This is a genomic window from Halobacillus sp. ABA4_118 (assembly GCF_056160205.1).
Genome location: NZ_JBSWWS010000001.1, coordinates 1,030,830 through 1,055,438 on the forward strand (window position 1 = coordinate 1,030,830; position 24,609 = coordinate 1,055,438).

Annotated in this window: 26 protein-coding genes; 7 read left to right on the top strand and 19 right to left on the bottom strand. The window is 48.4% G+C overall.

The annotated features are described in order from the left end of the window. Window positions 1–110 precede the first annotated feature (110 nt). Complete coding sequence (locus ACXAGL_RS05100; RefSeq protein WP_474969776.1) at window positions 111–2,243, bottom strand: heterodisulfide reductase-related iron-sulfur binding cluster; 2,133 nt, start codon at window positions 2,241–2,243, stop codon at window positions 111–113. Between the two features lie 199 nt (window positions 2,244–2,442). Between ACXAGL_RS05100 and cls the strand changes: the two genes are divergently transcribed. Beyond that, window positions 2,443–3,630, top strand: a complete 1,188-nt coding sequence (gene cls / locus ACXAGL_RS05105) for a cardiolipin synthase (RefSeq protein ID WP_474990200.1) — start codon at window positions 2,443–2,445, stop codon at window positions 3,628–3,630. A 3-nt stretch (window positions 3,631–3,633) separates the two neighbouring features. Here cls and ACXAGL_RS05110 read toward each other — a convergent pair whose 3' ends face one another. From ACXAGL_RS05110 to speE, 6 genes are all read right to left on the bottom strand, one after another. Further along, a complete protein-coding gene (locus tag ACXAGL_RS05110; protein ID WP_474969778.1) occupies window positions 3,634–3,816 on the bottom strand; it encodes a XapX domain-containing protein in 183 nt (60 codons plus the stop codon). Window positions 3,817–3,964: 148 nt separating this feature from the next. After that, window positions 3,965–5,632 carry an arginine--tRNA ligase gene (gene argS, locus ACXAGL_RS05115; protein WP_474969779.1) on the bottom strand — a complete coding sequence of 556 codons (1,668 nt, stop codon included), beginning with the start codon at window positions 5,630–5,632 and terminating at the stop codon, window positions 3,965–3,967. Continuing rightward, entirely contained in the window at window positions 5,629–6,069 is a 441-nt protein-coding gene (locus ACXAGL_RS05120; protein WP_474969781.1) for a YwiB family protein, read from the bottom strand. Before ACXAGL_RS05120 ends, argS begins: the two co-directional genes overlap by 4 nt. 88 nt (window positions 6,070–6,157) lie before the next feature. Continuing rightward, a complete protein-coding gene (locus ACXAGL_RS05125) occupies window positions 6,158–6,607 on the bottom strand; it encodes a hypothetical protein (RefSeq protein WP_474970842.1) in 450 nt (149 codons plus the stop codon). A gap of 93 nt (window positions 6,608–6,700) precedes the next feature. Continuing rightward, window positions 6,701–7,573, bottom strand: coding sequence for an agmatinase (speB, locus tag ACXAGL_RS05130; RefSeq protein ID WP_474969783.1), 873 nt, complete (start codon window positions 7,571–7,573; stop codon window positions 6,701–6,703). Between the two features lie 5 nt (window positions 7,574–7,578). After that, the gene (speE, locus tag ACXAGL_RS05135) at window positions 7,579–8,409 is read right to left on the bottom strand and encodes a polyamine aminopropyltransferase (protein ID WP_474970841.1); all 831 of its coding nucleotides are present in this window, start codon (window positions 8,407–8,409) and stop codon (window positions 7,579–7,581) included. 173 nt (window positions 8,410–8,582) lie between these two features. On the opposite strand from speE, the gene ACXAGL_RS05140 reads away from it, so the two are divergent. Continuing rightward, window positions 8,583–10,634: a transglycosylase domain-containing protein gene (locus tag ACXAGL_RS05140; RefSeq protein WP_474990202.1), complete on the top strand. Its 2,052-nt coding sequence runs from the start codon at window positions 8,583–8,585 to the stop codon at window positions 10,632–10,634. 515 nt (window positions 10,635–11,149) lie between these two features. Here the strand turns inward: ACXAGL_RS05140 and ACXAGL_RS05145 are convergent. The 5 genes from ACXAGL_RS05145 to ACXAGL_RS05165 form a co-directional block, all read right to left on the bottom strand. Then, the gene (locus ACXAGL_RS05145) at window positions 11,150–11,491 is read right to left on the bottom strand and encodes a YolD-like family protein (protein WP_027954687.1); all 342 of its coding nucleotides are present in this window, start codon (window positions 11,489–11,491) and stop codon (window positions 11,150–11,152) included. A 162-nt stretch (window positions 11,492–11,653) separates the two neighbouring features. Continuing rightward, window positions 11,654–12,196, bottom strand: a complete 543-nt coding sequence (locus ACXAGL_RS05150) for a YwhD family protein (RefSeq protein WP_027954686.1) — start codon at window positions 12,194–12,196, stop codon at window positions 11,654–11,656. 87 nt (window positions 12,197–12,283) lie between these two features. Continuing rightward, window positions 12,284–12,853, bottom strand: a complete 570-nt coding sequence (locus ACXAGL_RS05155; protein ID WP_474990204.1) for a GNAT family N-acetyltransferase — start codon at window positions 12,851–12,853, stop codon at window positions 12,284–12,286. Window positions 12,854–13,132: 279 nt separating this feature from the next. Further along, on the bottom strand, window positions 13,133–13,633 hold the full coding sequence (locus ACXAGL_RS05160) for a YwgA family protein (protein ID WP_474969787.1): 501 nt from the start codon (window positions 13,631–13,633) through the stop codon (window positions 13,133–13,135). A gap of 13 nt (window positions 13,634–13,646) precedes the next feature. After that, complete coding sequence (locus ACXAGL_RS05165) at window positions 13,647–14,942, bottom strand: HD domain-containing protein (RefSeq protein WP_474990206.1); 1,296 nt, start codon at window positions 14,940–14,942, stop codon at window positions 13,647–13,649. Window positions 14,943–15,174: 232 nt separating this feature from the next. Here ACXAGL_RS05165 and lipL point away from each other — a divergent pair, with 232 nt between their 5' ends. Continuing rightward, a complete protein-coding gene (gene lipL, locus ACXAGL_RS05170) occupies window positions 15,175–16,017 on the top strand; it encodes an octanoyl-[GcvH]:protein N-octanoyltransferase (protein ID WP_474990208.1) in 843 nt (280 codons plus the stop codon). A 67-nt stretch (window positions 16,018–16,084) separates the two neighbouring features. Here the strand turns inward: lipL and pta are convergent, their stop codons facing one another. Then, entirely contained in the window at window positions 16,085–17,056 is a 972-nt protein-coding gene (gene pta, locus ACXAGL_RS05175) for a phosphate acetyltransferase (protein WP_474969792.1), read from the bottom strand. Between the two features lie 257 nt (window positions 17,057–17,313). On the opposite strand from pta, the gene hemQ reads away from it, so the two are divergent. The 4 genes from hemQ to ACXAGL_RS05195 all read left to right on the top strand — a co-directional run bounded on the left by hemQ (window position 17,314) and on the right by ACXAGL_RS05195 (window position 19,517). Further along, complete coding sequence (gene hemQ, locus ACXAGL_RS05180) at window positions 17,314–18,051, top strand: hydrogen peroxide-dependent heme synthase (protein ID WP_474969793.1); 738 nt, start codon at window positions 17,314–17,316, stop codon at window positions 18,049–18,051. 211 nt (window positions 18,052–18,262) lie between these two features. Beyond that, on the top strand, window positions 18,263–18,685 hold the full coding sequence (locus ACXAGL_RS05185; protein WP_027954676.1) for a cell wall hydrolase: 423 nt from the start codon (window positions 18,263–18,265) through the stop codon (window positions 18,683–18,685). Between the two features lie 22 nt (window positions 18,686–18,707). Then, window positions 18,708–19,211: a spore coat protein GerQ gene (gerQ, locus tag ACXAGL_RS05190; RefSeq protein WP_474969794.1), complete on the top strand. Its 504-nt coding sequence runs from the start codon at window positions 18,708–18,710 to the stop codon at window positions 19,209–19,211. A gap of 36 nt (window positions 19,212–19,247) precedes the next feature. Beyond that, the gene (locus ACXAGL_RS05195; protein WP_474969795.1) at window positions 19,248–19,517 is read left to right on the top strand and encodes a hypothetical protein; all 270 of its coding nucleotides are present in this window, start codon (window positions 19,248–19,250) and stop codon (window positions 19,515–19,517) included. Between the two features lie 3 nt (window positions 19,518–19,520). Here ACXAGL_RS05195 and ACXAGL_RS05200 read toward each other — a convergent pair whose 3' ends face one another. The 6 genes from ACXAGL_RS05200 to ACXAGL_RS05225 form a co-directional block, all read right to left on the bottom strand. After that, window positions 19,521–19,889, bottom strand: coding sequence for a DUF423 domain-containing protein (locus tag ACXAGL_RS05200; RefSeq protein ID WP_224869219.1), 369 nt, complete (start codon window positions 19,887–19,889; stop codon window positions 19,521–19,523). A 15-nt stretch (window positions 19,890–19,904) separates the two neighbouring features. After that, on the bottom strand, window positions 19,905–20,201 hold the full coding sequence (locus ACXAGL_RS05205; RefSeq protein WP_474990210.1) for a DUF5327 family protein: 297 nt from the start codon (window positions 20,199–20,201) through the stop codon (window positions 19,905–19,907). Between the two features lie 559 nt (window positions 20,202–20,760). Then, window positions 20,761–22,098, bottom strand: a complete 1,338-nt coding sequence (locus ACXAGL_RS05210; RefSeq protein ID WP_474969797.1) for a sodium-dependent transporter — start codon at window positions 22,096–22,098, stop codon at window positions 20,761–20,763. A gap of 173 nt (window positions 22,099–22,271) precedes the next feature. Then, window positions 22,272–22,553 (bottom strand): hypothetical protein, encoded by a 282-nt coding sequence (locus ACXAGL_RS05215; protein WP_474992423.1) that lies wholly within the window; start codon window positions 22,551–22,553, stop codon window positions 22,272–22,274. Beyond that, window positions 22,531–22,839, bottom strand: coding sequence for a phasin family protein (locus ACXAGL_RS05220; RefSeq protein WP_474969799.1), 309 nt, complete (start codon window positions 22,837–22,839; stop codon window positions 22,531–22,533). Before ACXAGL_RS05220 ends, ACXAGL_RS05215 begins: the two co-directional genes overlap by 23 nt. After that, on the bottom strand, window positions 22,836–24,500 hold the full coding sequence (locus ACXAGL_RS05225; protein WP_474990212.1) for an ABC1 kinase family protein: 1,665 nt from the start codon (window positions 24,498–24,500) through the stop codon (window positions 22,836–22,838). Before ACXAGL_RS05225 ends, ACXAGL_RS05220 begins: the two co-directional genes overlap by 4 nt. Window positions 24,501–24,609: the final 109 nt, after the last annotated feature.

Sequence of the window (24,609 nt, forward strand, 5' to 3'; positions counted from 1 at the left end):
GAACGCTCGCTCAATATCGTCCCATAAGGAAAGTGTACATAAAATACTGTACACTTTCCACAATTTTTCAATCATTCTGTCATTTTTCCGTTTTTTAAACAAACGTTTAATTAAGCCGTTTTCTCCTCTGTGCTCTCAAAAATGGACTTCGCCAGAATTTCTGCAATATCCATCGTGCTGACCTCTTCTTCCACTTCCTTCGCTTTTGTTCCGTCTGACAGCATCGTCAGACAGAATGGACATCCGCTGGAAATCATTGTCGGCTCCACTTCCAGCGCCTGCTCGGTCCTGGCTACGTTCACACGATTCCCTGACTTTTCTTCCATCCACATCATGCCTCCGCCGGCTCCACAGCACATTCCGTTGGAACGGTTCCGCTTCATTTCCACGACCTCGACACCTGGAATCATCTCCAGAACTTCTCGCGGCGGCTGATAGACTTCGTTGTAGCGGCCAAGATAGCAGCTGTCGTGATAGGTGATTTTTTCTTTCACCACTCCCTGCGGTTTCAAGCGTCCTTCTTTCAACCATTCCGCCAGCAGCTCGGTATGGTGGTACACTTCGGCTTCCAATCCGAAATCCGGATACTCATTCTTAAAGATGTTATAGGCATGTGGATCAATGGTAATGATCTTCTTCACATCATTTTTCTCGAATTCCTTCATGTTCTTCTCCGCCAGCTCCTGGAAAAGGAATTCATTCCCCATCCGTCGGGCGGTGTCTCCGGAATTCTGTTCTTTGTTTCCCAGGATGGCAAACTTGATGCCTGCTTCATTCATCAGTTTCGCAAACGCCATGGCGATTTTCTGGCTCCGGTTATCGTAAGAGCCCATAGAGCTGACCCAGAATAAGTATTCGAACTCTTCCCCTGATTTCTTCAACTCTTTCACTGTAGGAATATGAACATCTTCATCCAGCTCTCTCCAGTCTTCTCTTTCCTTCTTGGAAAGACCCCATGGGTTCCCCTGGCGCTCAATGTTCATCATGGCACGCTGGCCGTCGGCATCCATTTTTCCTTCGGTCAGTACGAGGTAGCGGCGCAGGTCGATGATTTTATCAACATGCTCGTTCATAACCGGGCAGGCATCCTCACAGTTCCGGCAGGTCGTACAAGCCCACAGTTCTTCTTCTGTAATGACATCCCCGATCAGGCTTTTGTTCTGGACCGCTTCGAGCGTTGCTGCGGCCTCATCTGTCCCATGGCTCCGGGCCATTTGAGCGAGTGTATTCCCTTCTGTCCCGGAAAAAGCGTAGGCTGGGACCCACGGGGACTTTCCTGTAACAGCGGCTCCTTTTTCGGTAAGGTGGTCGCGGAGTTTCACAATCAGATCCATCGGCGACAGCATTTTTCCGGAACCGGACGCCGGACATACATTGGTACACCGTCCACATTCAACGCATGCGTAAAAATCAATCATTTGAAGCTGATTGAAGTCCTCGATCTTCCCTACCCCGAAGGATACGTCATCTTCATCGGCATCTTCATCCATTTCAAAATCAATGGACTTCAATTTCCCCGGCGGCTCCTCACGACTCAAAAAGACGTTCACAGGTGCAGCAAGAAGGTGGGCGTGCTTGGACTGCGGCACGTAGACAAGGAAGGTAAGCAGGATCAATAGGTGAATCCACCACATGACAAAGAACACCGTAACAGCTACAGGTTCCGGCACCCATCCGAAAGCGCTTGCAATAACGCTCGCAACAGGTTCTGTCCATGCTCCTTCATGGGCATGCCAGATCATACTCATGCCGTTTCCAACGAGGACGGTTACCATCAGTGTTCCAATGAAAATCAGGACAAGCCCGGCTTTAAATCCGCGCTTCAAACGAACAAGCTTTTCGATGTAGCGGCGGTGAAACGCCCAGATAACGGCGGTCAGAATGGTTAACGTCACCAGCTCCTGGAAAAACGTAAAGCCGGCGTAAAAAGGGCCGAGCGGAAGATGGGCATCCGGCACAAGTCCTTTATAAATAAAATCAATCGCTCCGAATTGCACGAGAATAAATCCATAAAACATCATAACGTGAATGATTCCGGATTTCTTATCCTTGAGCAGTTTCTTCTGCCCGAATACATAAATCCAGATTTTGCGTAACCGTGACTTTAGCTGTTTGTCATACTCGAATTTTTTCCCCAGTTTGATATAAGCGATACGAGTCTGAACCACACGGACAAATAAATAAAGTCCATAGATCAGGACACCAAGGAACAAAATCCAGTTTGCGACCAGCAGTGGATTCATAGGTTTTCCCCCTCTTTGTTGTCATCGCACGAAGCGATTTCCCTTTTCTCCGATCAGAAACTTTTAATTTTCTGAATCTTATAGCTTAACTATAAATTATGAATGAGCATTCAGTCAACATTTTTTCTGTATTTTTCCTTTTGAAAAAGTCGAAAACGGGGAAACTATGTGGAAGAGTTTTTTAGGAGGCTATACTATCATGTTCTATATCATTCTATTACTAGCAGCCGCTCTTATTTTCCTGCTTTATATAGATTTTAAATTAGGAAGAGTCCGGCATCATAAACAGGCCCGTACGATACCATTGGAGGAAACGACGGGCAGCTATCACTTATTTAAGAACGGTTCCAGGCTGTATGAGCAGCTTTTCCGGGATATATCAGAAGCAGAAAAACAGGTGGATGTGCATTTTTTTCTTATTGAAAATGATTATATCGCGGATAATTTCCTTCAGGTGCTCAAAAACAAAGCGGCCGAAGGTGTCCCTGTCCGCCTGATGGGCGACCGTGTGGCCAGCTTTAAAATAACGAAAAAGCGCCGCAGCGAACTTGAAGAGGCCGGGGTGCGCTTCGCTTTTGCGGAAGTACCCGGCTTTCCTTACTTCTTCTACCGCCTTCAACGAAGAAACCATAGGAAAATCACCGTCATCGATGGAAAGATCGGCTATGTCGGCGGTTTTAACGTCGGAAAGGCGTACATTGGAGAATCGTCAAAATTCGGGGATTGGCGGGACTACCACATTCGAGCATTCGGTCCGGTCGTTCATCAGCTCCATACGATTTTTCTTGATGACTGGTATCTGGCAACAGGGGAACAAGATACTCCCTTCCCTCCTTCAGAAACCGAGCATCCGTATCGAATGAGGATTGTGGCAACTGACGGCGTAGAGCTTGAGAAGGAATTCAGGAAAATGATTGATTCGGCTGAGCGGGAAATTTTAATCGGTTCGCCTTACTTCATCCCTACGCCTACGCTTCAGGAGGCTTTGAAAAAAGCATTGGAGCGGGACGTCTCGCTGCACATTATGATTCCGATGAAAGCGGACCATGCCTTTGTGAAGGAAGCAGCGGTGCCGTATTTAAAAGAACTGAAGCAGGCTGGTGCTGACATACGCTTCTTTGATGCAGGCTTTTATCATTCAAAGGTCATTATGATTGACGGTCAGTTCGCCGACATTGGAACGGCGAACTTTGACCGGCGCAGCTTTTTCCTGAATAAGGAAGTGAATACCTACGTGTATGACGAAGCTTTCATCCAGGACTTGAGAGATGTCTATTTTGAAGATGTCGCGGACGCTGTTCCCTTCGATGACCGCTGGCTGAAAAAACGCTCGCTCGGAACGAGAATCAATCAAAAGATTGCTGTTCTGCTCCGCCCGTTTTTATAGACGTCATTTGAACAGCTCTGTGAACACCGGTCCGATCCATCCATACACTTTAAACCCAAGATAAATGCCAATGATACCGGCCACTCCCGCAAAGGCGGGCGGCGCCGGTATCGGCAGTTTTACAGCAGCAAATAACAACCCGACAACGAAACCGGTCAGTAATGCCAGCACCACTTCTTTTCCCACATGGATTCCTCCTTCTTACGTCCTTTTCGTATATCATGTACTTCTTTCTCCACTCCATTCATCATTCCCTTTTCCTTATGACTGCGCCCATAAAAAAAGAACGCCTCTGCCTGATTATGCAGAGACGCCCTTTTCCTACTCTATGAGATTACATTTGATTTGGTGCAGATACACCAACAAGTTTCAGCGCATTGTTCAATGTGATCCGTACAGCCTTCATTAAGGCAATCCTCGCCGCTGTCCGCTCTGGATTGTCGCCATCCAACACTTTCACCGCATTGTAGAAGCTGTGGAGGGCAGAAGCCAGATCAAAGGCATACTGGGTCACCCGGTGCGGGGTACGTTTGTCGGCCGCATCCGCTACAACCTGCGGGAATTCCCCAAGCTTCTTCAGCAGGTCTTCTTCCTTCTCAGCCGTTAACCAGCTGTTATCGTAGTTCTCTTTCATGAGTCCTTTCTCTTCCGCCTGCTTCAGCATCGTACAGATTCTTGCGTGCGCATACTGCACGTAGTACACAGGGTTTTCATTGGACTCGGAACGGGCAAGATCCATATCAAAGTCCAGGTGGGAGTCACTGGAACGCATGGAGAAGAAATAGCGCATCGCATCGACACCGACTTCCTCCATCAGCTCTCTAAGTGTGACCGCTTTTCCGGTACGCTTACTCATTTTCACCTTTTCGCCGTCCTGGAACAAATTGACCATCTGGATAATTTCCACTTCCATCGTATCTTTTTCATAACCCAGTGCCTGGATGGCTGCTTTCATACGCGGGATGTAGCCGTGGTGATCCGCTCCCCAGATGTTGATGAGCGTATCAAAGCCGCGGTCCAGCTTGTTTTTATGATAGGCAATATCCGGCGTCAAGTACGTGTATGTGCCGTCGTTTTTAATAAGGACACGATCTTTATCATCGCCGAACTGTGTCGTTTCAAACCATGTGGCATCATCTTTATCGTACACGTATCCTTGATCCTTAAGGACTTTCAAGGCATCTGTAATCTGGTCACCCTGATACAGGGAGGTTTCAGAGAACCATTCATCAAATGGCACACGGAATTCTTCCAGATCGGTCTTGATTCGGTTTAAAAGGAACTTCAAACCATATTCACGGCAGAACTGAAGACGCTCTTCCTGCTCGGCTTCCGCCCATTTTTCACCGGTCTCTTCCGCGAGATTTTCTCCCAGCTGGATAATATCTTTCCCGTGATAGCCATCTTCCGGCATGTCCCAGTCACGGCCGAGCGCCTGCATGTAACGGGCTTCGAGAGACTTCGCCAGATTCATCATCTGGTTTCCTGCATCATTGATGTAGTATTCACGGGAGACGTCATAGCCGGCTGCATCCAATACGTTGCACAAGGAATCACCGACAGCTGCTCCACGGGCGTGTCCCAGGTGAAGGGTTCCCGTCGGATTGGCCGAAACGAACTCAATCTGGATTTTATGACCGTCTGCGCTGTTGGTGCGGCCATATTCACTGCCGGCTGACAGTACAGAAGGCACAAGCTCCGTCAAATACTGATTGTTCATGTAAAAGTTAATGAAGCCCGGTCCTGCGATTTCAATTTTTTCAATGGATGCTTTCGAATGGTCGAACTGCTCCACCAGTTCAGTTGCAATCGCACGCGGGTTCTTTTTCGCTACACGCGCCAGCTGCATGGCCATATTGGTGGCATAGTCCCCATGAGCTTTATCCTTCGGCTGTTCAAGCACCACTTCCGGCATTTCTCCTTCTCCGGCAAGCCCCGCTGCCAGCACAGAACGCACAATCTCTTCTTTCAGGTTCTGTTCCATTTGTTCAACGATATTCATGAATCGCTCTCCTCCTCAAACGTCAACGTCAGGCTGTGCTTCTGCGTCACCTCGTGATTTAACGTCATCGTATAGTTTAAAAACAGTCGTCCCTGCACGGATTCTTCCAGCGGGGTGTAGTCCAATTCTTTCGTGTAGGTTTTCATATGAAAATCACCATAGGTGTGGTGATAGAGATTCTCTGTTTCCATCAAAGGTTTAAAAACCTGGCGCATTTCCACACCGCCGGTACGCTTGATGCTTACATGCTCCGGTTTGATCGTCACCATTGTATGGACAGGCTCACCGTCTTCCGGGTGCTCCGTAAAGGTCAGCACCTGCGTACTGCCGCGGACTAAAAAACGGCCGGTCTCTTCGATTTCCATGGTCTCTCTGCGATCTTGATCCTGGATTTCGGTAACAAGCTGGACCTGGATGTCTTTTGCATTTGCAGGCATGTTTCTCCACCTTTTCTTTAACAGTTTTACGAACGAGTTATAACTAATCCATTATAAAAATTTCAGTTTAAAAACGCAAGCGCTGGTATCAGGAACTTGTCAGCAGACGAACATACCTCTCTATATCATCCACATAGGAAACGTGTGCCGGAACGGACCATGCGGTATATACCACAAGGATGGCCAAAACAACCGCCGCGTACCACTTAAAGGCTAGATGTTTCTTAAACGGACGCTGTGCAGGAGCAGCGATAAACAACAAGAGAGGCAGAAGAACAGCGATCACACCAAGGTCCACGCTCCATTGCTGTCTTTCTTCAGAAACCGCCAGCTGGAAGAGCAGGATATTGTTGATGTTCCCTTCCCTCTCCACTTCCATTTCTTCTTTATTCCATAATCCTTCTTCAATCGTCAGGGTGTTTTCATTCAATGTATAGCTGTAATTTGATGGGTTCCATTCCCCTGCAAAAGTGGCGGTGAAGAGAGCCACCATCACCAATGCATAGGCCGAAATGAGACCGATCCCTTTCTTCGTCAAAATGAAACGCTCCTTTATTCATGATTTCAGGCCCCGGGCCTGAAAATAGAAAAGCCACCGTGATCATCACAGCGGCTTTTCCTATTCTATCATTTATTGAACAAACCCTAAAAGCATTTCACGCATCAGTTTGCTGGCAGCAATCTGCGTTTTTTCCGAATGATCATAGGCCGGCGCTACTTCCACCAGGTCAGCCCCTACAATATTCATCTCACTTCCTGCCATGGCATGAATGGCCGCAAGCAGTTCCTTAGAAGAAATGCCGCCCGCTTCAGCCGTCCCCGTTCCTGGTGCACCGGCGGGGTCAAGCACATCTATATCAATCGTGACGTAAACCGGCCGCCCGGCCAATTCAGGAAGAACCTTCTGCAAAGGCTCCAGCACATCGAACTTGTACAAATGCATACCGGATTCAGCAGCATATTGGAACTCTTCCCTCATACCGGAACGGATACCGAAGGAGTAGACATTTTCCGCTCCGATGAGCTCACACGTCTTCCGGATCGGCGTCGAATGGGAAAGCACCTCTCCCTCGTATTCCTCCCGAAGATCCGCATGGGCATCAATATGAATGACGGCAAGGTCCGGGTATTTTTTGTAAACGGACTGAATGACCGGCCAGGAGACAAGGTGCTCCCCGCCCATCCCGAGCGGGAACTTGCCTTTTTCCATCAGTTCATCCATATAATCCTCAATAATAGCAAGGCTTCGGGCTGCATTTCCGAATGGCAGCAGCAGATCGCCTGCATCATGATAGCTGACCTCTTCCAAATGACGGTCCAGATAAGGACTGTATTCCTCAAGGCCGATGGAAGCTTCCCTGATCCGGTTCGGACCAAATCGGGAGCCCGGACGGAAGCTGACCGTCCAGTCCATCGGCATGCCGTAAATCACAGCGTCCGCTTCTTCTTCTGAAGCTCGGCTCATAATGAATACTTTTCCAGAGTAGGCTTCATCAAACCTCATGAATGTCACTCCTTCGTCAAGTCTTTCACAAATTTCGGCAGCGCAAAGCAGGCCTGATGGATTTCTTCGGTATAGTATTTCGTATCCAGTTCCGTGAAACGGTCTTCAGGAACCTGAAGGGGATGATGCGTCTTGCTTCCCATCGTGAATGTCCATAGTCCGCTTGGATACGTTGGAATATTGGCCGTATACACGTGGGTAATCGGAAATGTCTCTTTCACATCCCCGTACACCTGACGGATCAGATCTGCCTTGAACCACGGGTTGTCTGTTTGCGCGACAAAGATGCCATCCTCCTTCAGTGCTTTGGCAATGCCCTCGTAAAAGCCCTTGGAAAAAAGATTCACAGCAGGTCCGACCGGTTCTGTGGAATCAACCATGATCACATCGTATTCGTCCCGGCTTTGTGCAATATGCATGAATCCATCATCCACTTTGACCTCGACCCGTTCGTCTCCAAGCGTTCCTGCGATGGATGGCAGGTACTTTTTCGAATACTCGATGACCTTCCCGTCAATTTCCACAAGAGTGGCTTTCTTCACACTTTCATGCTTCAGGACTTCTCTAATCACACCGCCGTCTCCGCCGCCGACAACCAGCACATTCTCAGGACGGGGATGGGTGAATAAAGGGACATGGGCGATCATTTCGTGATATACGAATTCATCCTTCTCCGTCGTCATGACCATATCATCAAGCACGAGCATGTTTCCCCATTCTTCTGTCTCCAGCATTTCCAACTCTTGAAAATCTGTTTTCTCTTTATGAAGCGATCGATTCACTTTCGCTGTAATCCCGAAATGATCGGTCTGTTTTTCTGTAAACCATGTACCCATGAAGCATTTCTCCTTTTCATCTATACATCCGCCGGTGACGGGGATCCCCCTCCATACCGGTATTTAAAAAGCAAACAAGAAGTTTATTTTACTACGAATTCTCCCATAATAATAGCAGTCTTTCGATTCGGTGCACACAAAATTTTCTCTTTATAGTTGGGAGTATAAACAAGATGTGGTCATTTATCAAAACTTCTTACAAATGGCTGATCATCAGCCTTAAACTGACGGGAGCCGGTGCCATCCTCGGCGTGATCGCTGTCATTGCTGTAGTCATGACAGCGATTATCCAGGGCCCCCCGTCCTTGACGACGGAACAGAATACACTCATCTACGGCAGCAGTGGAGAGGTGATCGGGGAGGACAAAGGGGCCGAGGAAAGGTATTGGATCGCGATTGAGGATATGCCCCAGTCGATTAAGGACGCAACCCTTGCCATTGAAGACCGGCGGTTTTACAACCATTTCGGCTTCGATTTCAAACGGATTGCCGCTGCTGCCTTAACCGATTTAAAGCAGATGCGCATGGCCCAGGGAGCAAGCACGATTACCCAGCAGTATGCCCGCAACCTATATCTTTCGCACGATAAAACATGGAAACGCAAACTCTATGAGGCGATGTATGCCCTGCGACTGGAAATCTTCTATAACAAAGACGAAATTTTAGAGGGGTACCTGAACACTATTTATTACGGCCACGGGGCTTATGGCATTGAAGCAGCGAGCCGCCACTATTTCAGTAAGCATGCCGGGGAACTTTCCCTCACAGAAGCCTCCATGCTTGCCGGCATACCGAAAGGGCCCAGCTATTATTCTCCTCTGAACAATGAAGAGAAAGCCGTATCCAGGCAGGGGCAAATTTTAGCGGAGATGGAGCGCCACGGCTATATTACTTCGACAGAAAAAGAGGAAGCTGTGGAAGCCAGCTTGAATTATGCGGATGGTCAGAATGAAAAGATACAGGAAACCGCTCCCTATTTTCAGGATGAGGTCATTTCCGAAGCAGCCCGGCTGCTGGGCGTGGACAGAGAAAGCATCCAGACTGGTGGGTACCACATCCATACGACTCTTAATGAAGAACATCAGGACACACTGGAAGAAATGACCGCCCGGCACCTTCCAGACGGCCATGACGTCCAAACGGCCGCAGTCGTTATGGACAGCCGCACCGGCGCTGTCACCGCACTGATCGGGGGCAGAAATTATGAGGAAAGTCCGTTCAACAGGGCGGTTCAGGCAAAACGGCCGATCGGATCCACCATTAAGCCGCTGCTTTATTACAGTGCACTGGAGGCCGGAGAATCGCCGGTCACGATGCGCGAAAGCAAGCCGGTGGAATTCCCCGTCGAAGGAAAGAGCGACCCGTATGTTCCAGCCAATTTCAACGATCAGTATGCGGATAAGCCGATAACAATGGCTCAAGCTCTTGCTGTATCCGATAACATTTATGCCGTATCCACCCATATGGATATCGGTCCGGAAAAGCTTGTCGAAACGATGAAAACGTTTGGTCTAGAGGGGGCTTTTGAACCCCACCCCTCTCTTGCCCTCGGCTATTCATCCATATCCTTGTACGACATGATCACGGCGTACGGAAAGATGGTCAAAGGATCTGACTCTCTCGAAGGGCATACGATTGAAAAAATTACCGACCGGCATGAACATGTGTTATATGAATATGAACCGGTCCTTTTGAAAGATGACCCTGTCGATCAGGAAACGGCCTTTACCGTCACCCATATGATGACAGGGATGTTCGATCCGGCCCTTGATGCCTCTTACGCTTCTGTGACAGGCACACCTGTTAACGGAAAACTGACCCGGATGTATGGAGGCAAATCAGGAACTACAGATACGGACAGCTGGATGATCGGTTTCAGTCCGCAATACGTTACAGGTGTATGGATCGGCTACGATGAAGGAGGGCGCCCTTTGGAAACGTTCAATGATCACCGATATGCCAAGTCCATCTGGGCGGATACGATGGAGGGCATTCACGAAGCTCTCCCTTCAGCGGCTTTCGTACCTCCACCAGGTGTGAAGGGGGTCTACATTGACCCTGATACCGGCTACCTTGCCGGACCTGACTGCCCTCAGGAGCGGCTCGTCTACATGGAAAAAGCGGACATACCGAAAAAAGTATGCGGAGGCAGTGAAGAAAAGGATATCAATGATGAATTCGAGGACGACCCATGGTTTAAAGATGTCGTGGACTGGTTCTTCTAACCAAAAAAGTCCGATCTTCAACCAGCAATAGAAAAACACGGAGAAAGCTCTTGTCACACAGTACTTGTACGCACGTTGTGTCTGAGGTCACGTTCCGCTTATCGGTGGATGCTTGCCGCGGGCACGGCCTCAGCTAACTTGGGTAGGAAAATCACCTGCCCAAGTGGATCTTCGGCTCGCGCTGTTCCCGCAGGCGTCACCACCGAACGCTTCTCGTGACCTACCCTATGGAGAGATGGACAAAAGATTGACCTTTTGTGAAACGGAAGGGGATCCTTGATTCTAAGATAATGCAGTCTGCTCCATGATCACGTTCATTCGCAAAAAGGAATGGTCGGATTTGGAGCGATAATAAAAAAGACAGAGAAAACGACCGGTCACAAGCCGGTCGTTTTCTCTGTCCTAGTCAAACATGTACGATCCATGTATTACTTAATATATTACCACGTCAAAGGTTCGTCAATACGAATCACAGAGATCTATCCGTATTTTATGAACATTCCGGTAAATCAAGCTCAGGCGATCGTTAAATCAATGATATCCTCCAAGGGAAAGCGGACCTGTTCCTTCGTTTCCCAGTGGATCCCTTTGACAACTCTTTCCCACCGGCTTACCTCCTGGACCTTCAGCAGACATTCTTCATAATCAAATCCATTATGGACCCTCAGACGGACGGTTAAATCATCCTTCACCGCCCTCTGCAGCAAAAAGTCGATTTCGACCGCCTTCTGTTCATCAATGATGCCTTTTTCCACGCGCTGATCCTCTTTCCACAGCTTTTTCACCATCTCCACATGTTCCGGCAGCATCAAAGACGTCCACTTAATGGTTCCTCGATCCCGATTACGATTATCCATCATGCCCCTCCTCAATCACGAACATTTGTTCTTATTCTATCATAAAAAAGGACAGCGTAAACTGGAAGTTACAGGAGAAGTGAAAAAAAGATCCCTTTCTCCAGAATACCTGAAAAAACGAGGCATAAAAAAAGCCGCCGGTTGTCCCGGCAGGCTCCCCTCTTATGAAACGCCTAACGCAGCCTTCAATTCCTGAGCCGTATTTTCCCAGAGCTCCGGTTTGAATTCACGAAGATATTCTCCAAGAATTTTTCTGCTCTTTTCATCCACGTGCTCGACAACAAAGCGTCCTTTTAACGATTTGTCCATATGATTCACGTGCTCCGGCATCAGCTTATACCCTCGCTTGATGGAACGATCGACGATGATTTCACTGGCAGCCACTCCGTAGTAGCAGGGATTCCCTCCACGGTAATCCACCGTCACCCAGGCAATCCAGTAATGAAGGCCATTGGCCACCACGTCTTTATCTGTGATGAATTTGATCCGCTTCTCTACTTTACTGCGGGCATGAAGCGCCCCCATGTCCACATAAGCTTCTTCTTCATTGGGATCGACGATGACCGGGGTCATATTCTCAAGACTGATGGAGCCTACCCCGTAGCCGCCGTGCCCGTCTGTCGCATCATCTTTGATGATCGTAAATTGATTTTTCTTCTTATCACTGCTGTCACTATTTTTCTTAAACTGATCGAATTCTTTCATGATTCAGCGAACCTCCTTTACAAGCCCGTACGTTTTGCCCCTATTTTAACATAGAACCACCGGGATGGTGGAGTGAAAGGGCAGCGGTCACTCTTCCTTATTGGTCAAACGTTTGTTCAAGGCCAGGTATTCTTCCTTCAGCATAGAGAAGACAACCGTATCCTGAAACCTCTCCCCATCAAAATCCGTCTGACGAAGTGTCCCTTCCTCCTGAAATCCATATCGTTCAAGAAGTTTCCTCGACCCCTGATTTTCTGCAAATATATCTCCGACGATTCTGTTCAGCTGCAGCTCCTCAAACCCATACCGGAGAATGGCGGCCATCAATTCAGACATGACGCCTGAACGCTGATACCCGGGAGAGATGACTACTCCCATCTCCGCTTTCCTGTGCCAGTGATGAAGCTTATGAAACCGGAAAAATCCAATAACGTCTCCACTCCGGTCTTCGATCACCCAGGGGATTTCGCGCTTCTCCTCATAAGCCGTCAAGTACGCTCCAACTTGTTTTCTCATCTCCTCGATATTCTGAACCGGATGGGCCGTGATATACTTCATCGTTCCGCCGTCCCCCATGAACGGGAACAAAGAAACGGCGTCTCCTTCACGCAGACCCCGAAGACGGTAATGCTCGGTATGTAACGACGGTATGGCCATTTTCTCATCCTTTCCCAGGCATTCCTGTTCTTCTGTGCAAGCCTTTTCCTCCAGGAGCATAAAAAAGATTGCCCTTCACACATACGCTCGGGCCAGGTGGAGGACAATCTAACGGCAGTAACGCAGTCCACATCGTTCTTCCCAATCTGAGAAACTGCGCTCTATTTTTTCTTTTCTCGAACCATACATCCATTTTCCTTCGCACGTCGTCTATGCGGAGCGTGACCATCCACACGACATACAAGACAACTCCAACGGACACGTACTTTTTATTCCTATCTAATGCATACCGCGGATCGTTTCGATGAAGGTCCAGCCTTCTTCAATGTCTTCGTCTGAATACTTCTGGGCACTCTTGACTGTAAACACTTTTTCGGCGACCTCTTCTTTCGGCAGGTCCTCAAAGAAAAGCATCGTTGAAACGAGCTCTAAAAACCTTGAGCTCCGTTCATTCATCAGATCAATGTGCTGATTCAGAGGCGGCAGGTCCATTTCATAATGCTTGAGAAAATCGCGGCCGCTGTCGGTCAGCTGATAGCGGTACTGGTAATAATTCTTCTTCTCTTCTCTCGTTTCCGTTACAAATCCCAGGTTGCACATTTCCTCTACCCGGAGCGTCAGTTCCTCTGAATAGGGGCCGTAAAAATGGAATTGGTACCGTTCCTCAAATGGGATTTCACACTTTTTCAAGATATAGATCATCTTCTGCAGTTTCTTCCTTCCGACGATTTCTTCCGTGCTTGAAAAAAACTGCATCAACTTCGCATGATTCTCCAACATGGAGGTTCACTCCTTATCCAAACAATATTTCCATAATCCGCTTCTTCGTTTTACTTCGATTGGACATTTCCTCAAGGCGGTCGAGAGGAATATACAGCTTATGATCCGTCCGTTTCTTCCCGGAAATCGACTCGACAATATCCGATAGTCTGGACAGCTCCTTCAATTCACTGCTCGGCTGCAGCAGATGAATCGGCAGGCGCTCCCCCTCTTCGCCGGGGCGGTAGAAATCATAAGGCAGGTCGGAACTGGAATCCACGACAAGGTAATAATCCGGGTTCAATCCCGCTTTGGTGAACAGCTTATACAGCTCCATCCATTCATTCATCTGGGCATTCGGATTGAATTCGATGTATTTGAACAGCCGCCGGTTCACGAACCGCTGGCAGAGATCACTCAATACATCGTCCTCTTCTTCCATCCACATCTGGAAATAATAAAGCACAACGGCTTCATCTAAAGCTAAATACTCCTTCAAGCTCGGTTTCCCTTCAAAAAAGGAAAGGAAATGGACCGGTTCCAGCTTGAATGTATAGCCATCGTCATACAGCTCTTTTGCCCGGTGCAGAATCTTTGTCAAAATGACTTCCGCACTGCGGGTGACCGGGTGGAAATAAACCTGCCAGTACATCTGGTACCGGCTCATAATGTAGTCTTCCACCGCATGCATGCCGCTTTCCTTCACTACGACCTGATCTTCCATCGGACGCATGACTCTGAGAATCCGCTCCATATCGAAATGACCATAGCTGACCCCCGTGAAGTAAGCATCACGCTGCAGGTAATCCATCCGGTCGGCGTCAATCTGACTGGAAATCAAACTGACGACCAGCTTATTTTCATACGTTTTGTTAATGACATCGGCAACCTTTTTCGGAAATCCTTTTTCCACACGTCTGAGGACCTGATTAACCTCGGTATCCCCAAGCAGAATGGCCTGGGTGAATTCCTCATGATCCAGCTTGTACACCTTCTCAAAGGAATGGGAAAACGGGCCGTGGCCGAGGTCATGCAGAAGCGCCGCACAAAGACAAAGCAGCCGCTCCTCCTGGTTCCAATGCGGCCGGTCCTTGAAGTTCTCAATGATCCGTCTCACGATTTCATACACACCGAGCGAGTGGTTGAAGCGGCTGTGCTCCGCTCCATGGAACGTCAAATAAGAAGTTCCCAGCTGCTTCACACGTCGCAGCCGCTGGAATTCAGACGTTCCGATCAAATCCCATATGACCCGCTCCCGTACATGGACATAACGGTGAACCGGGTCTTTAAATACTTTTTCTTCACTTAGTTTCTCATCACGATAAGCCATCCGCTTGTCCTTTCCTGACGACATTTTTAACTATTATATACCTTTATATCCGACAAAAAAACGTCTTGACAGACAAAAAATGACAGGGGTGAGGTCTCTTCCCTGTCCCTATCCCTTTTTGACCGACGACTTTTTTTAACCCATCGGAGATTTTACAACGGTTCACTTATTCATGCAACAACCGATATTTGCTATAATAGATGGTGCTGTATGTAAAGGAGTTCGAATGTGCATGAGTACAATCCATACCTTATTAAAAACCAATACCTACCGCTTCATCGATCAAAGCAGTCTTGGACCTTCGTTTTCAGCTCTTCAGTCGTTCGCCATGGACGACACTCTGTCCATCTCCGTCGGAGAGCGCATCAGTCCGACGACGGCCCGCTTATGGGTGCATCATCATACCGTCGTCCTCGGGATTCCCGATGCCCGTCTGCCCTACATCGATGAAGCCATCGAATATTTGAAAGCCGGCGGCTACCAGGTTGTCGTCCGTAACTCCGGCGGCCTTGCCGTCGTGTTGGATGAAGGTGTCATGAACCTCTCCTTCATTTTCCCAGACTCAAAGGAAGTAAACATCCATGAAGGCTACGATGCGATGGTTTCATTTATCCACTACCTGTTCCAGGATGTGACCGATGAGATTGAAGCGTATGAAATCACGCGGTCCTACTGTCCGGGCACCTATGACCTCAGCATCAACGGGAAGAAATTTGCCGGCATTTCCCAACGCCGGGTAAAAAACGGTTCCGCTGTGCAGATCTATCTGGACGTCACGGGAAGCGGAGCTGAAAGAGCCTCCCTGTTGAAGAACTTTTATGAAATCGGAAAAAAGAATGAAGAAACACGATTCACCTACCCGGATATCGATCCGTCTGTCATGGCTTCTCTTAACGAACTGCTCGACATCCCCCTTACTGTAGCGGATGTCCGGGACAGGATCTTGACGAAGCTGTACGAACTTTCCGGCCACATTGTGACCGATCCACTGAATGACACGGAAATCGAATGGTTCCAGAAACGGTTCGATCAAATCGTCAAACGCAATGAAAAAGCGCTCGACCACCTCCGCTGAGGATGTCGAGCGCTTTTTACCTATTTCAGCCGAACCACTCAGGCCGACACTCTTTTCTGCGATTCTATTATAGAGATTGAGCTGCTGTAATAATGGCCAGCTTGTACACATCATCTGCACTGCAGCCGCGGGAAAGGTCGTTGACCGGCTGGTTCAGACCTTGAAGAACCGGACCTACCGCATCAAAACCGCCAAGACGCTGGGCAATTTTGTACCCGATGTTACCTGCTTCAAGACTAGGGAATACGAATGTATTCGCTTCGCCTTTCAGCGGGGAATCCGGTGCTTTTTTCTCAGCTACGGATGGAACGAAAGCAGCATCGAACTGGAATTCACCGTCGATGACCAGATCAGGGTTTTGTTCTTTGGCAATCGTCAGTGCTTCAGCTACTTTTTCCGTTTCCGGGGATTTCGCAGAACCTTTCGTGGAGAAGCTGAGCATCGCTACTTTTGGATCTACATCGAATAAGGCAGCCGTGTCCGCACTCGCCAGCGCAATTTCTGCAAGGTCCTGGCTGTCCGGGCTGATGTTGATAGCACAGTCAGCAAACACATATTTCTCGTCTTCACGGACCATGACGAAAACACCGGAGGTTTTCTTAATACCCGGCTTCGTTTTGATGATTTGAAGAGCTGGACGTACCGTATCCGCTGTTGAATGAGCGGCACCGCTGACAAGACCATCTGCTTTGCCCATATAAACAAGCATTGTACCGAAGTAGTTTTCGTCCTGGAGGATTTCACGGGCTTTTTCCTCTGTCGCCTTGCCTTTACGGCGTTCGACGAAGCTTGCTACCATGTCATCATATTCAGGATAGTCCGCCGGGTTCAACACTTCAGCGCCGGAAATGTCCACACCCAGTTCTTTCGCTTTCTGTTCTACTTTTTCTTTATCTCCGACTAGTACAGGTGTCACCATACCATCCGCAGTTAATTGGCCGGCAGCTGTCAGAATACGCTCGTCCATCGCTTCCGGAAGTACGATTTTCGTACCTTTTCCATCAATTTTAGCTTTCATAGTATCAAATAGGTTACTCATGCTTAACCCTCCAATTTTCATTTCTGTTATATATGATAAAGTCTTTTGTGTATAATTGAAAGGAATTCCCTTCAAATTTTCTCCTTCCCTACGGTTCTATCCCGTTTATCTGTACCCGGAAACGCCATCCATCATTCCTTCATTTAATTGTCACAGGATATCGGTGCCCTTCGTAATGCCGAATGATCAAAATATGTTATATTGGGAATGTGATTTTTTTAACTAACGACTTGCTATACAAAGGAGCGAATGATCCTATGCCAGAAGCAGTAGTAACGATGGATGGATGGTATTGCCTTCATGATTTCCGCACATTGGACTGGACAGCCTGGAAGTACGCCTCCGAGGAGGAGCGTGGACAGGCCGTCTCCGAATTCCGTGAGCTGATCGGACAATGGGAACACACGGAAGAAAACAAGGAAGGCAGCCATGCCCTCTACACAATCGTCGGTCAGAAAGCTGATTTCATGATGATGATTCTCCGCCCGACGATGGAAGAATTAAACGAAATTGAAACAGCCTTCAACAAAACGAAACTGGCTGAATTCACCACTCCGGCCTATTCCTACGTTTCTGTTGTCGAGCTCTCCAATTATATGGGAAGCGCCAATGAAGAGGATCCTGAAATCCAGGCCCGCCTTCGTCCGAAGCTTCCGAAGTGGAACCACATCTGCTTCTATCCAATGGATAAGCGCAGACAAGGAAACGACAACTGGTACGTTCTTGAAAAAGATGAGCGTGCGAAGCTGATGTATGCTCACGGCATGACCGGCCGGCAGTATGCCGGCAAGATCCGCCAGATCATCACCGGTTCCATCGGTTTTGATGACTGGGAATGGGGCGTCACCTTGTTTGCTCACGATGTCCTTCAATTCAAGAAACTCGTGTACGAGATGAGGTTCGATGAAGTCACATCACGCTACGGCGACTTCGGCTCTTTCTATATCGGAAACCTTCTGAAGCCGGAAGCTGTTGATCAATTCCTGAAAATCTAAGATCCAAGAAACTGTCCGGGGAAACCCGGGCAGTTTTTTTATTTCCCATGATATCCCCATTTATTGTACCTCTTTTTTATGAAGCGGATTTTTCGGAGGTGTTAAGGTTCGATGAATGCACCAGGGTTTATTTTTTTCATATCCAGGGAGGGTCCGTACATATAGTGATAAAGAGCATGCAAGCATGCCTTTCGTAAAGCGAGGTGACAGCGTGGCTGTTATTCCTTCCACTGAGGCTGACGTGAAGTTACTGGCACGGCTGATGCGGGCGGAAGCCGAGGGTGACGGAGAGCTGGGGATGCTGATGGTTGGGAACACAGGAGTGAACCGCGTGCGCGGAGATTGTATTGATTTCACGGATATCAACACGATCCGCGATATGGTCTATCAAAGTCCAGGAGGATTCGAAGCCACCCAGAAGGGTTATTTTTACCAGAGGGCGCGCGAAAAGGATATCCGCCTGGCCAGGAAAACAATCAAAGGGACGCGCTACCACCCTGCCTCCAACTCCCTCTGGTTTTTCAAGCCTTCCGGCGACTGCCCTGAACAATGGTTCGGACAGTGGAATACAGGCCGCTATAAATCGCACTGTTTCTACTCTCCGACCCGGTCCGACTGTCCAAGTGTGTATTAAATTCCTGTAAGGAGTGATTCAATTGGCACAAAAACCACAATCCGGAGGCCAGGGACAGCCGATGTACGGGCAGATGTCCTCCCCTTATTATGGTCAGAGCCCTTATATGTACCAGTATCCCAGCGCCCCCTATTCCAACCAGGGGATGCCTCAAGGACAACAAGGAGGCGGTCTCCAGGTTCCGCCTATGCAGCAGGGAACGTTCAAAGGTGGAGTGAATCCGCCGAACATGCTTCCTTCTGAGGAATCCTATATTGAAAATATTCTCAGGCTCAATGCCGGCAAACCGGCAACAGTGTACATGACCTTTGAAAACAACGACCAGTGGAATGCAAAAATCTTCAAAGGAGTCATTGAAGCCGCCGGCAGGGATCACATCATTCTAAGTGATCCACAGACTGGGAAACGTTATCTACTGCTGATGGTCTACCTCGACTACATTACCTTTGATGAGGAAATCAACTACAACTACCCATACGGCTCCGGATCCAATCAGGGGATGGCCAACTACCAGTCCCGCCCTTAAGCCTGAACTCGCTATTTCGATAGCGGGTTTTTCACTATGAAAGGAAAAGGTGAGCGGATGAGACCTCCTTATGAGAACTACCAGCGGGCCTTGCTGGGAACCCTCCTTCTTGCGGTCGTCCTGGCAGTCCTGGCCTTGTTTCAGCTGGAACATCAGTGGCTCGTTCTTCTTTTATTCTACGTGCTGACAGCCGGTTTTGTATTAGAAGGACTTGTAGCCATGAAAAAGCAGCTGCAGATCGAAATGATCATCCAGCTGCTGCGTGCCTTTATCGTTTTTGTGTTTGCAACCATTCTTTATTTCTGACGATTACAGGTGCTTAATGATGGCATACCCAAGCAGAATCCAGCCAATCAGGAATGATAAACCACCGAGCGGCGTAATCATGGCAAACGTCTTGATTTCTGTAACGGCATAGATATAGAGACTGCCGGAGAACAGGAGAATGCCGATCAAAAAGAACCAGCCGGCGCCTGTCATCATTCCAGCCTGGATTCTGCCCATCAATAATGCTGTACCAAACAAAGCCATCGTATGGAACATTTGATAATCCACGGCTTTGCCCCACTGATCCAATCCTTTTTCCGATACTTTCCCTTCCAGACCATGAGCTCCGAATGCTCCCAGAGCTACAGACAAAAAACCATTGATAACTGCGGCGATCAGTAAAAATTTCATATCGATCCTTCCTTCCTAGAAATCAAATATAGACGGCCCGTTGGCCTCTTCATGATCGACGGCGGTATCAGGCTGGGACTGTTTCACAGGTGCCTTGTCCGCCCCCATCATTTTCCTTATTTCTTCTGCGGTCGGTTCATTCACCGAAGGTTCCGGACGACCTCCCCGGTCCTCTTCCTCCAACAGAAGTTCCGCCAGAAGCTTCACAGAACGGACATGCTCCCTTACTTTCTGCTCATTTCCATGCTGAAGCATCGCTTCCTGTATTTCATTGGCCATTCTTTTTAGAACACTATGGTTGGTTACTGCCATTTTATAAACTCCTTTACTTACATAAAAATGGGACTCTGTCGTAGTTTAACACGTCTCTTCCCCTCCTGTCCCATCCCCTTTCCAATGTTCAAACAAAGTTCCAAAACGTTTCTATACAAACCTCTCTTACTAAAATGCATAAAGATGTATACGCTCGTCCTCAAAACCTTTCCCACCCGAACTCGATTAAGGGGGATGCTGCTTCTGTGAATCTAAGTCCTTCTCAAGAAAAAGACGTTTATGAACAGCCATGGATAAAGGGTGTCCGCGCCTAGCCCGAATAGCTGTATGAAGAAAGGTCTCCCGCACATCATGACGGTATATAAAAGAGGACGGCCTTTTGTTAAACAAAAGGCCGTCCTCTTTTTTTGCACATGACTTGGTTCGGTCACGAGAAGCGTTCAGTGGTGACGCCTGCGGGAACAGCGCGAGCCGAAGATCCACTTGGTCAAGTGATCTTCTTGACCAAGTCAGCTGAGGCCGTGCCCGCGGCAAGCATCCACCGATAAGCGGAACGTGACCGGAAACACAACGGAAGAACAGTTTCTAGTCAGGATGATCAAATAACCCCTAATTTGTTTAGGAAGATAAGGAGGATCATGACCGGTGCGACGAACTTCACGAGGTAGTACCAGATCTGCCCGATACCGGATCCTGTGAAGTCTGTAGCTTCCAGAGCTTCTGATTTAGAGAAATACCATCCGATCAGAAGGGCCATGGAAAGACCGCCCAGCGGCAGAAGAATGTTGGATGCAATGTAATCCATGGAATCCAGAATGTTCAAGTCACCGATCGGGGTGACGCCTGACCAGATTCCGAAACCGAGAGAAACCCCGATTCCCATGACAAACATGACCGCTCCCATGACAACACTTGTAGCAAACCGTGTCCATCCGAGAATTCTCATGAAATAGGCCGTCGGCACTTCCAGTATAGAAACCGAAGAAGACAGAGAAGCAAGAATCAAGGCAAAGAAGAAGACAAGCCCTACGATTCCCCCCATCGGCATCTGTTCAAAAATACTCGGCAGTGTAATGAATACGAGCGGCGGACCTGAACTTGGATCGATCCCGAAGGCAAAAACCGCCGGGAAAATGACGAGCCCTGAAATCACTGCAAAGAAAGTATCCATAATCCCAATGCCGAGGGCTGCACTCGGCAGTTTGTTTTCTTTTCTTAAATAGCTTCCGTACGTGAGCATCGCTCCCATACCAAGACTGAGAGAGAAGAACGCCTGCCCGAGGGCGGCGATGTAAATGGACGGATCACTTAGAGCGGTCCAGTCCGGCTGAAATAAGAACTTCACCCCTTCAGACGCCCCATCCAGGGACAAGCTGAAGAAAGCGAGTCCAATGAGAATGAGGGCAAGCAGCGGCATAAAGATCTTGTTGGCTGCCTCAATGCCTTTTTTCACCCCGCTCAAAACAATAACAATCGTAAGAATCATAAATAAGGCTGTCCAGGCAATCGGATGCCAGGAATGACTGATAAACTGACCGAATGCCCCTTCGTAACCGACCTCCGGAGATGTAAAATAAGATCCATTTAAATAATTCCAGAAATAAAAGATCGCCCAGCCGGCTACGACGGCGTAAAAGCTCAAAATTAAAAAGGAACTGGCAATGCCGAAAAATCCCGTCAAATACCATGGTGTATTTGGTGCCAGCTTTTTAAAGGAACCGACAACATCACTCTCTGCTTTTCTACCGATACTCACCTCAGCAAGCAGCAGCGGGACCCCCAGTAAAATGACAAAGGCCAGGTACAACAGCAGAAAGGCTCCTCCACCATTATTTCCCGCTACAAAGGAGAACCTCCAAATGTTCCCGAGGCCCACGGCCGAACCCATGGCCGCCAGCATAAACCCAAGCTTCGTCCCCCACTTTTCTCTTACCATTCTTCCTCAACTCCTCTCCATCTCTTTCTATGATGTTCTGATAAATATTCATCATAATATCATAGATTCGGGAAAAGATAATATAAAATCAGAAATTTCATAAAATTTACAGCCTGAAATCGATCTTTGTATGCTTCGCTTGGACACGAGAAGCGTTTTCCTGATGTTTTTCTTCAAACTTCATACAGGATGAGCCAGAGGAATGCAGCACCACCTGAGAGGGCATTTCCTTCGATTTGAAATCGTAGGCACTGCAGGCTCTCGGAAAAGCGGGATTCCATGTCGTGCGAAAGTGCCGGCACCGAAAACAGTTGATCTTCTTCAAAGAAACCCTTCCTTTCTACCATGATGTGGTAAAAGCATAGCATATCCGGCCGGCCCGGACATACATAAAACAGCCCTGCTTCACTCTCATGAAGCAGGGCTGTTATTTTAGTACCCACGTTCTTTTTCAAGACGCTGGATCCGTGCTTCCAGTCTCTCGTATTCCTCACGGGAAACGAAGCCAAGTTCGTTCATTTGGTCCTGGAATTTCGCCTTCACCTGTTCATTCCACTGCTGATCCTTTGTTTGACCTTTGGCCATCCACGCCTGCATCCGCTCATTCACCATGCTCTTCGCCTGCGAAGGACTGATCTCTCCGCGCCTGACCATGTCATTCACAAGCTTCTCGAACTTTTGTTTTCCACTGACTGCGGCTCCAAGACCTAAATGAAACCCTTTTTTCAATAAGTCATTCATGTTCGATTCCTCCTATTATGAGTAAGCTTCCGCAGCATATGCACGTGATTGATGGAGCTGAAAATAAATCCGGCTGCACCAGTCCCGAAGATGACCCCACCGATCCACCAGCTGGGAAGGACTTCAATAACGCCTGTATAAAAGAAAGCAGCGGTTCCGATCAGCATGATGATAAACGAAAGCAGTGTCATAAATAAATAATATTGGTGGAACAACTGATTTTTCTGCTGAGTCGTTTTCCACTCTCTTTCCTTGTCCCCGTCCTCCAAATATTCGACCAAAGCCCGCGGGAGGGAGAGCAGCGGCCTCGCTGTCTCCTTCAACACATCCGTGTAAAGGGATGAAGTGGAATCCTTCCCGGATACCCACTCCTTAATGACCGGCCGTCCCCAGGCAATCAGATCCACTTGAGGATAGATTGTGCTCAGGACACCTACGACAATGGATGCCGCACGTCCAAGAAACGCATAGTCAGCAGGCAGCTGAATCGGCTGTTCTTTGACAAACTGCTGCAGATCCTCCAGCATGTCATTCATCATATGTGCATCCAGCTTGTCAAAGTTCCCTTCCAGGTACATGTCTGTCGTCTGCTTCAACAGTTTCTTCACTTTTTCCGTATCCGCTTCCGGCAGAAGGAAATTCATTTCCTGCAAGGCTTCAATTACTCTGTCGTAGTCGTCCAGAATGAACCCTTGAATCATTTTACGTATGGAATCGGCATCCTCTTTCCGGATTTCCCCGACCATTCCGAAATCGAGAATGACCACTGTACCGTCTTCTTTAATCATCAAGTTGCCCGGGTGTGGATCAGAGTGGAACATCCCGGCATATAAAAATTGTTCGATACACAGTTCAAACAAAATATAGGCAATACGGCTCCGGTCGATCCCCTGCCTGTCCATAAAGGAGACATCCGTAATTTTGTGCCCCTCCACCCACTCCATGACGAGCACGCGTCTGGTCGATAGGTCTTCGTAATAATGAGGCACCTTTACATCCTGAAAATCACGGAACCGCTTTTGAAACGCCCGTCCGTTCTCCAGCTCCATCGTAAAATCAAGTTCGTTGCTGATGACCCGGACGACTTCTGTATAAAGGGCCTGGAGATCCGCTTTTTTTCCATAAACGGTGAACCGGTTGACGAGCCAGAATACAATTTTCAAAGCCTTGAAGTCCATCCGGAATGTATCACGGACTCTGTAGCGCTGCACTTTAACCGCCACCGGTGTCCCATCCTTCAGGTACGCTTTGTACACTTCTCCAATGGATGCAGAGGCCACCGCTTTTTCATCAATGGAATTCAGGTGATCATCCAGTGAGGCGTTCCAGTCTTCTTCAATCGTCGTTCTGGAATAGGAAAACGGGACGGGCTTCACACGATCGACAAGTCCCTCCAGTTCTTTAATGAAGGACGGCGGAAGAAGATCCCCACGGGAGCTGAGAAATTGTCCGAACTTTATCAGCAGCCCGCCGAGGGCGACCGCCTTCCTCCGATACTCTTCCGCCATATCTGCCAGCATCATCTCCCATTTCCTTTTCGTCTGCTCATCCCAGATCCGGTGTCTCTTTTCGAACCAGAAAATGCGGAGCAGAAAACGGACGGACATCCAGACAATAACTGTGATCCGGTAAATGGCTATGTATTTCAACCGCTGATGCATGCGTCCCGCCTCCTTTCCATACTTCTGTATCTTACTTTTCCCCGCAAATCCACAGGTCAACCCTGTCAATCGACGATCCCGCACAGACTTCAGCTACTTACAGCCGCCC

Excerpts from the sequence above, each read along its gene's own strand:
- ACXAGL_RS05120 (WP_474969781.1), bottom strand. The coding sequence starts at position 6,069 with ATGCCTGCAAATGCAAAAGACATCCAGGTCCAGCTTGTTACCGAAATC.
- pta (WP_474969792.1), bottom strand. The coding sequence starts at position 17,056 with ATGAGTAACCTATTTGATACTATGAAAGCTAAAATTGATGGAAAAGGT.
- ACXAGL_RS05145 (WP_027954687.1), bottom strand. The coding sequence starts at position 11,491 with ATGGATAATCGTAATCGGGATCGAGGAACCATTAAGTGGACGTCTTTG.
- ACXAGL_RS05100 (WP_474969776.1), bottom strand. The coding sequence starts at position 2,243 with ATGAATCCACTGCTGGTCGCAAACTGGATTTTGTTCCTTGGTGTCCTG.
- argS (WP_474969779.1), bottom strand. The coding sequence starts at position 5,632 with ATGAATATCGTTGAACAAATGGAACAGAACCTGAAAGAAGAGATTGTG.
- ACXAGL_RS05165 (WP_474990206.1), bottom strand. The coding sequence starts at position 14,942 with ATGGCTTATCGTGATGAGAAACTAAGTGAAGAAAAAGTATTTAAAGAC.
- ACXAGL_RS05155 (WP_474990204.1), bottom strand. The coding sequence starts at position 12,853 with ATGGCCATACCGTCGTTACATACCGAGCATTACCGTCTTCGGGGTCTG.
- lipL (WP_474990208.1), top strand. The coding sequence starts at position 15,175 with ATGAGTACAATCCATACCTTATTAAAAACCAATACCTACCGCTTCATC.
- ACXAGL_RS05225 (WP_474990212.1), bottom strand. The coding sequence starts at position 24,500 with ATGCATCAGCGGTTGAAATACATAGCCATTTACCGGATCACAGTTATT.
- ACXAGL_RS05195 (WP_474969795.1), top strand. The coding sequence starts at position 19,248 with ATGAAAGGAAAAGGTGAGCGGATGAGACCTCCTTATGAGAACTACCAG.
- ACXAGL_RS05220 (WP_474969799.1), bottom strand. The coding sequence starts at position 22,839 with ATGAATGACTTATTGAAAAAAGGGTTTCATTTAGGTCTTGGAGCCGCA.
- ACXAGL_RS05150 (WP_027954686.1), bottom strand. The coding sequence starts at position 12,196 with ATGAAAGAATTCGATCAGTTTAAGAAAAATAGTGACAGCAGTGATAAG.
- ACXAGL_RS05210 (WP_474969797.1), bottom strand. The coding sequence starts at position 22,098 with ATGGTAAGAGAAAAGTGGGGGACGAAGCTTGGGTTTATGCTGGCGGCC.
- hemQ (WP_474969793.1), top strand. The coding sequence starts at position 17,314 with ATGCCAGAAGCAGTAGTAACGATGGATGGATGGTATTGCCTTCATGAT.
- ACXAGL_RS05140 (WP_474990202.1), top strand. The coding sequence starts at position 8,583 with ATGTGGTCATTTATCAAAACTTCTTACAAATGGCTGATCATCAGCCTT.
- cls (WP_474990200.1), top strand. The coding sequence starts at position 2,443 with ATGTTCTATATCATTCTATTACTAGCAGCCGCTCTTATTTTCCTGCTT.
- speE (WP_474970841.1), bottom strand. The coding sequence starts at position 8,409 with ATGGGTACATGGTTTACAGAAAAACAGACCGATCATTTCGGGATTACA.
- ACXAGL_RS05200 (WP_224869219.1), bottom strand. The coding sequence starts at position 19,889 with ATGAAATTTTTACTGATCGCCGCAGTTATCAATGGTTTTTTGTCTGTA.
- ACXAGL_RS05205 (WP_474990210.1), bottom strand. The coding sequence starts at position 20,201 with ATGGCAGTAACCAACCATAGTGTTCTAAAAAGAATGGCCAATGAAATA.
- ACXAGL_RS05160 (WP_474969787.1), bottom strand. The coding sequence starts at position 13,633 with ATGTTGGAGAATCATGCGAAGTTGATGCAGTTTTTTTCAAGCACGGAA.
- speB (WP_474969783.1), bottom strand. The coding sequence starts at position 7,573 with ATGAGGTTTGATGAAGCCTACTCTGGAAAAGTATTCATTATGAGCCGA.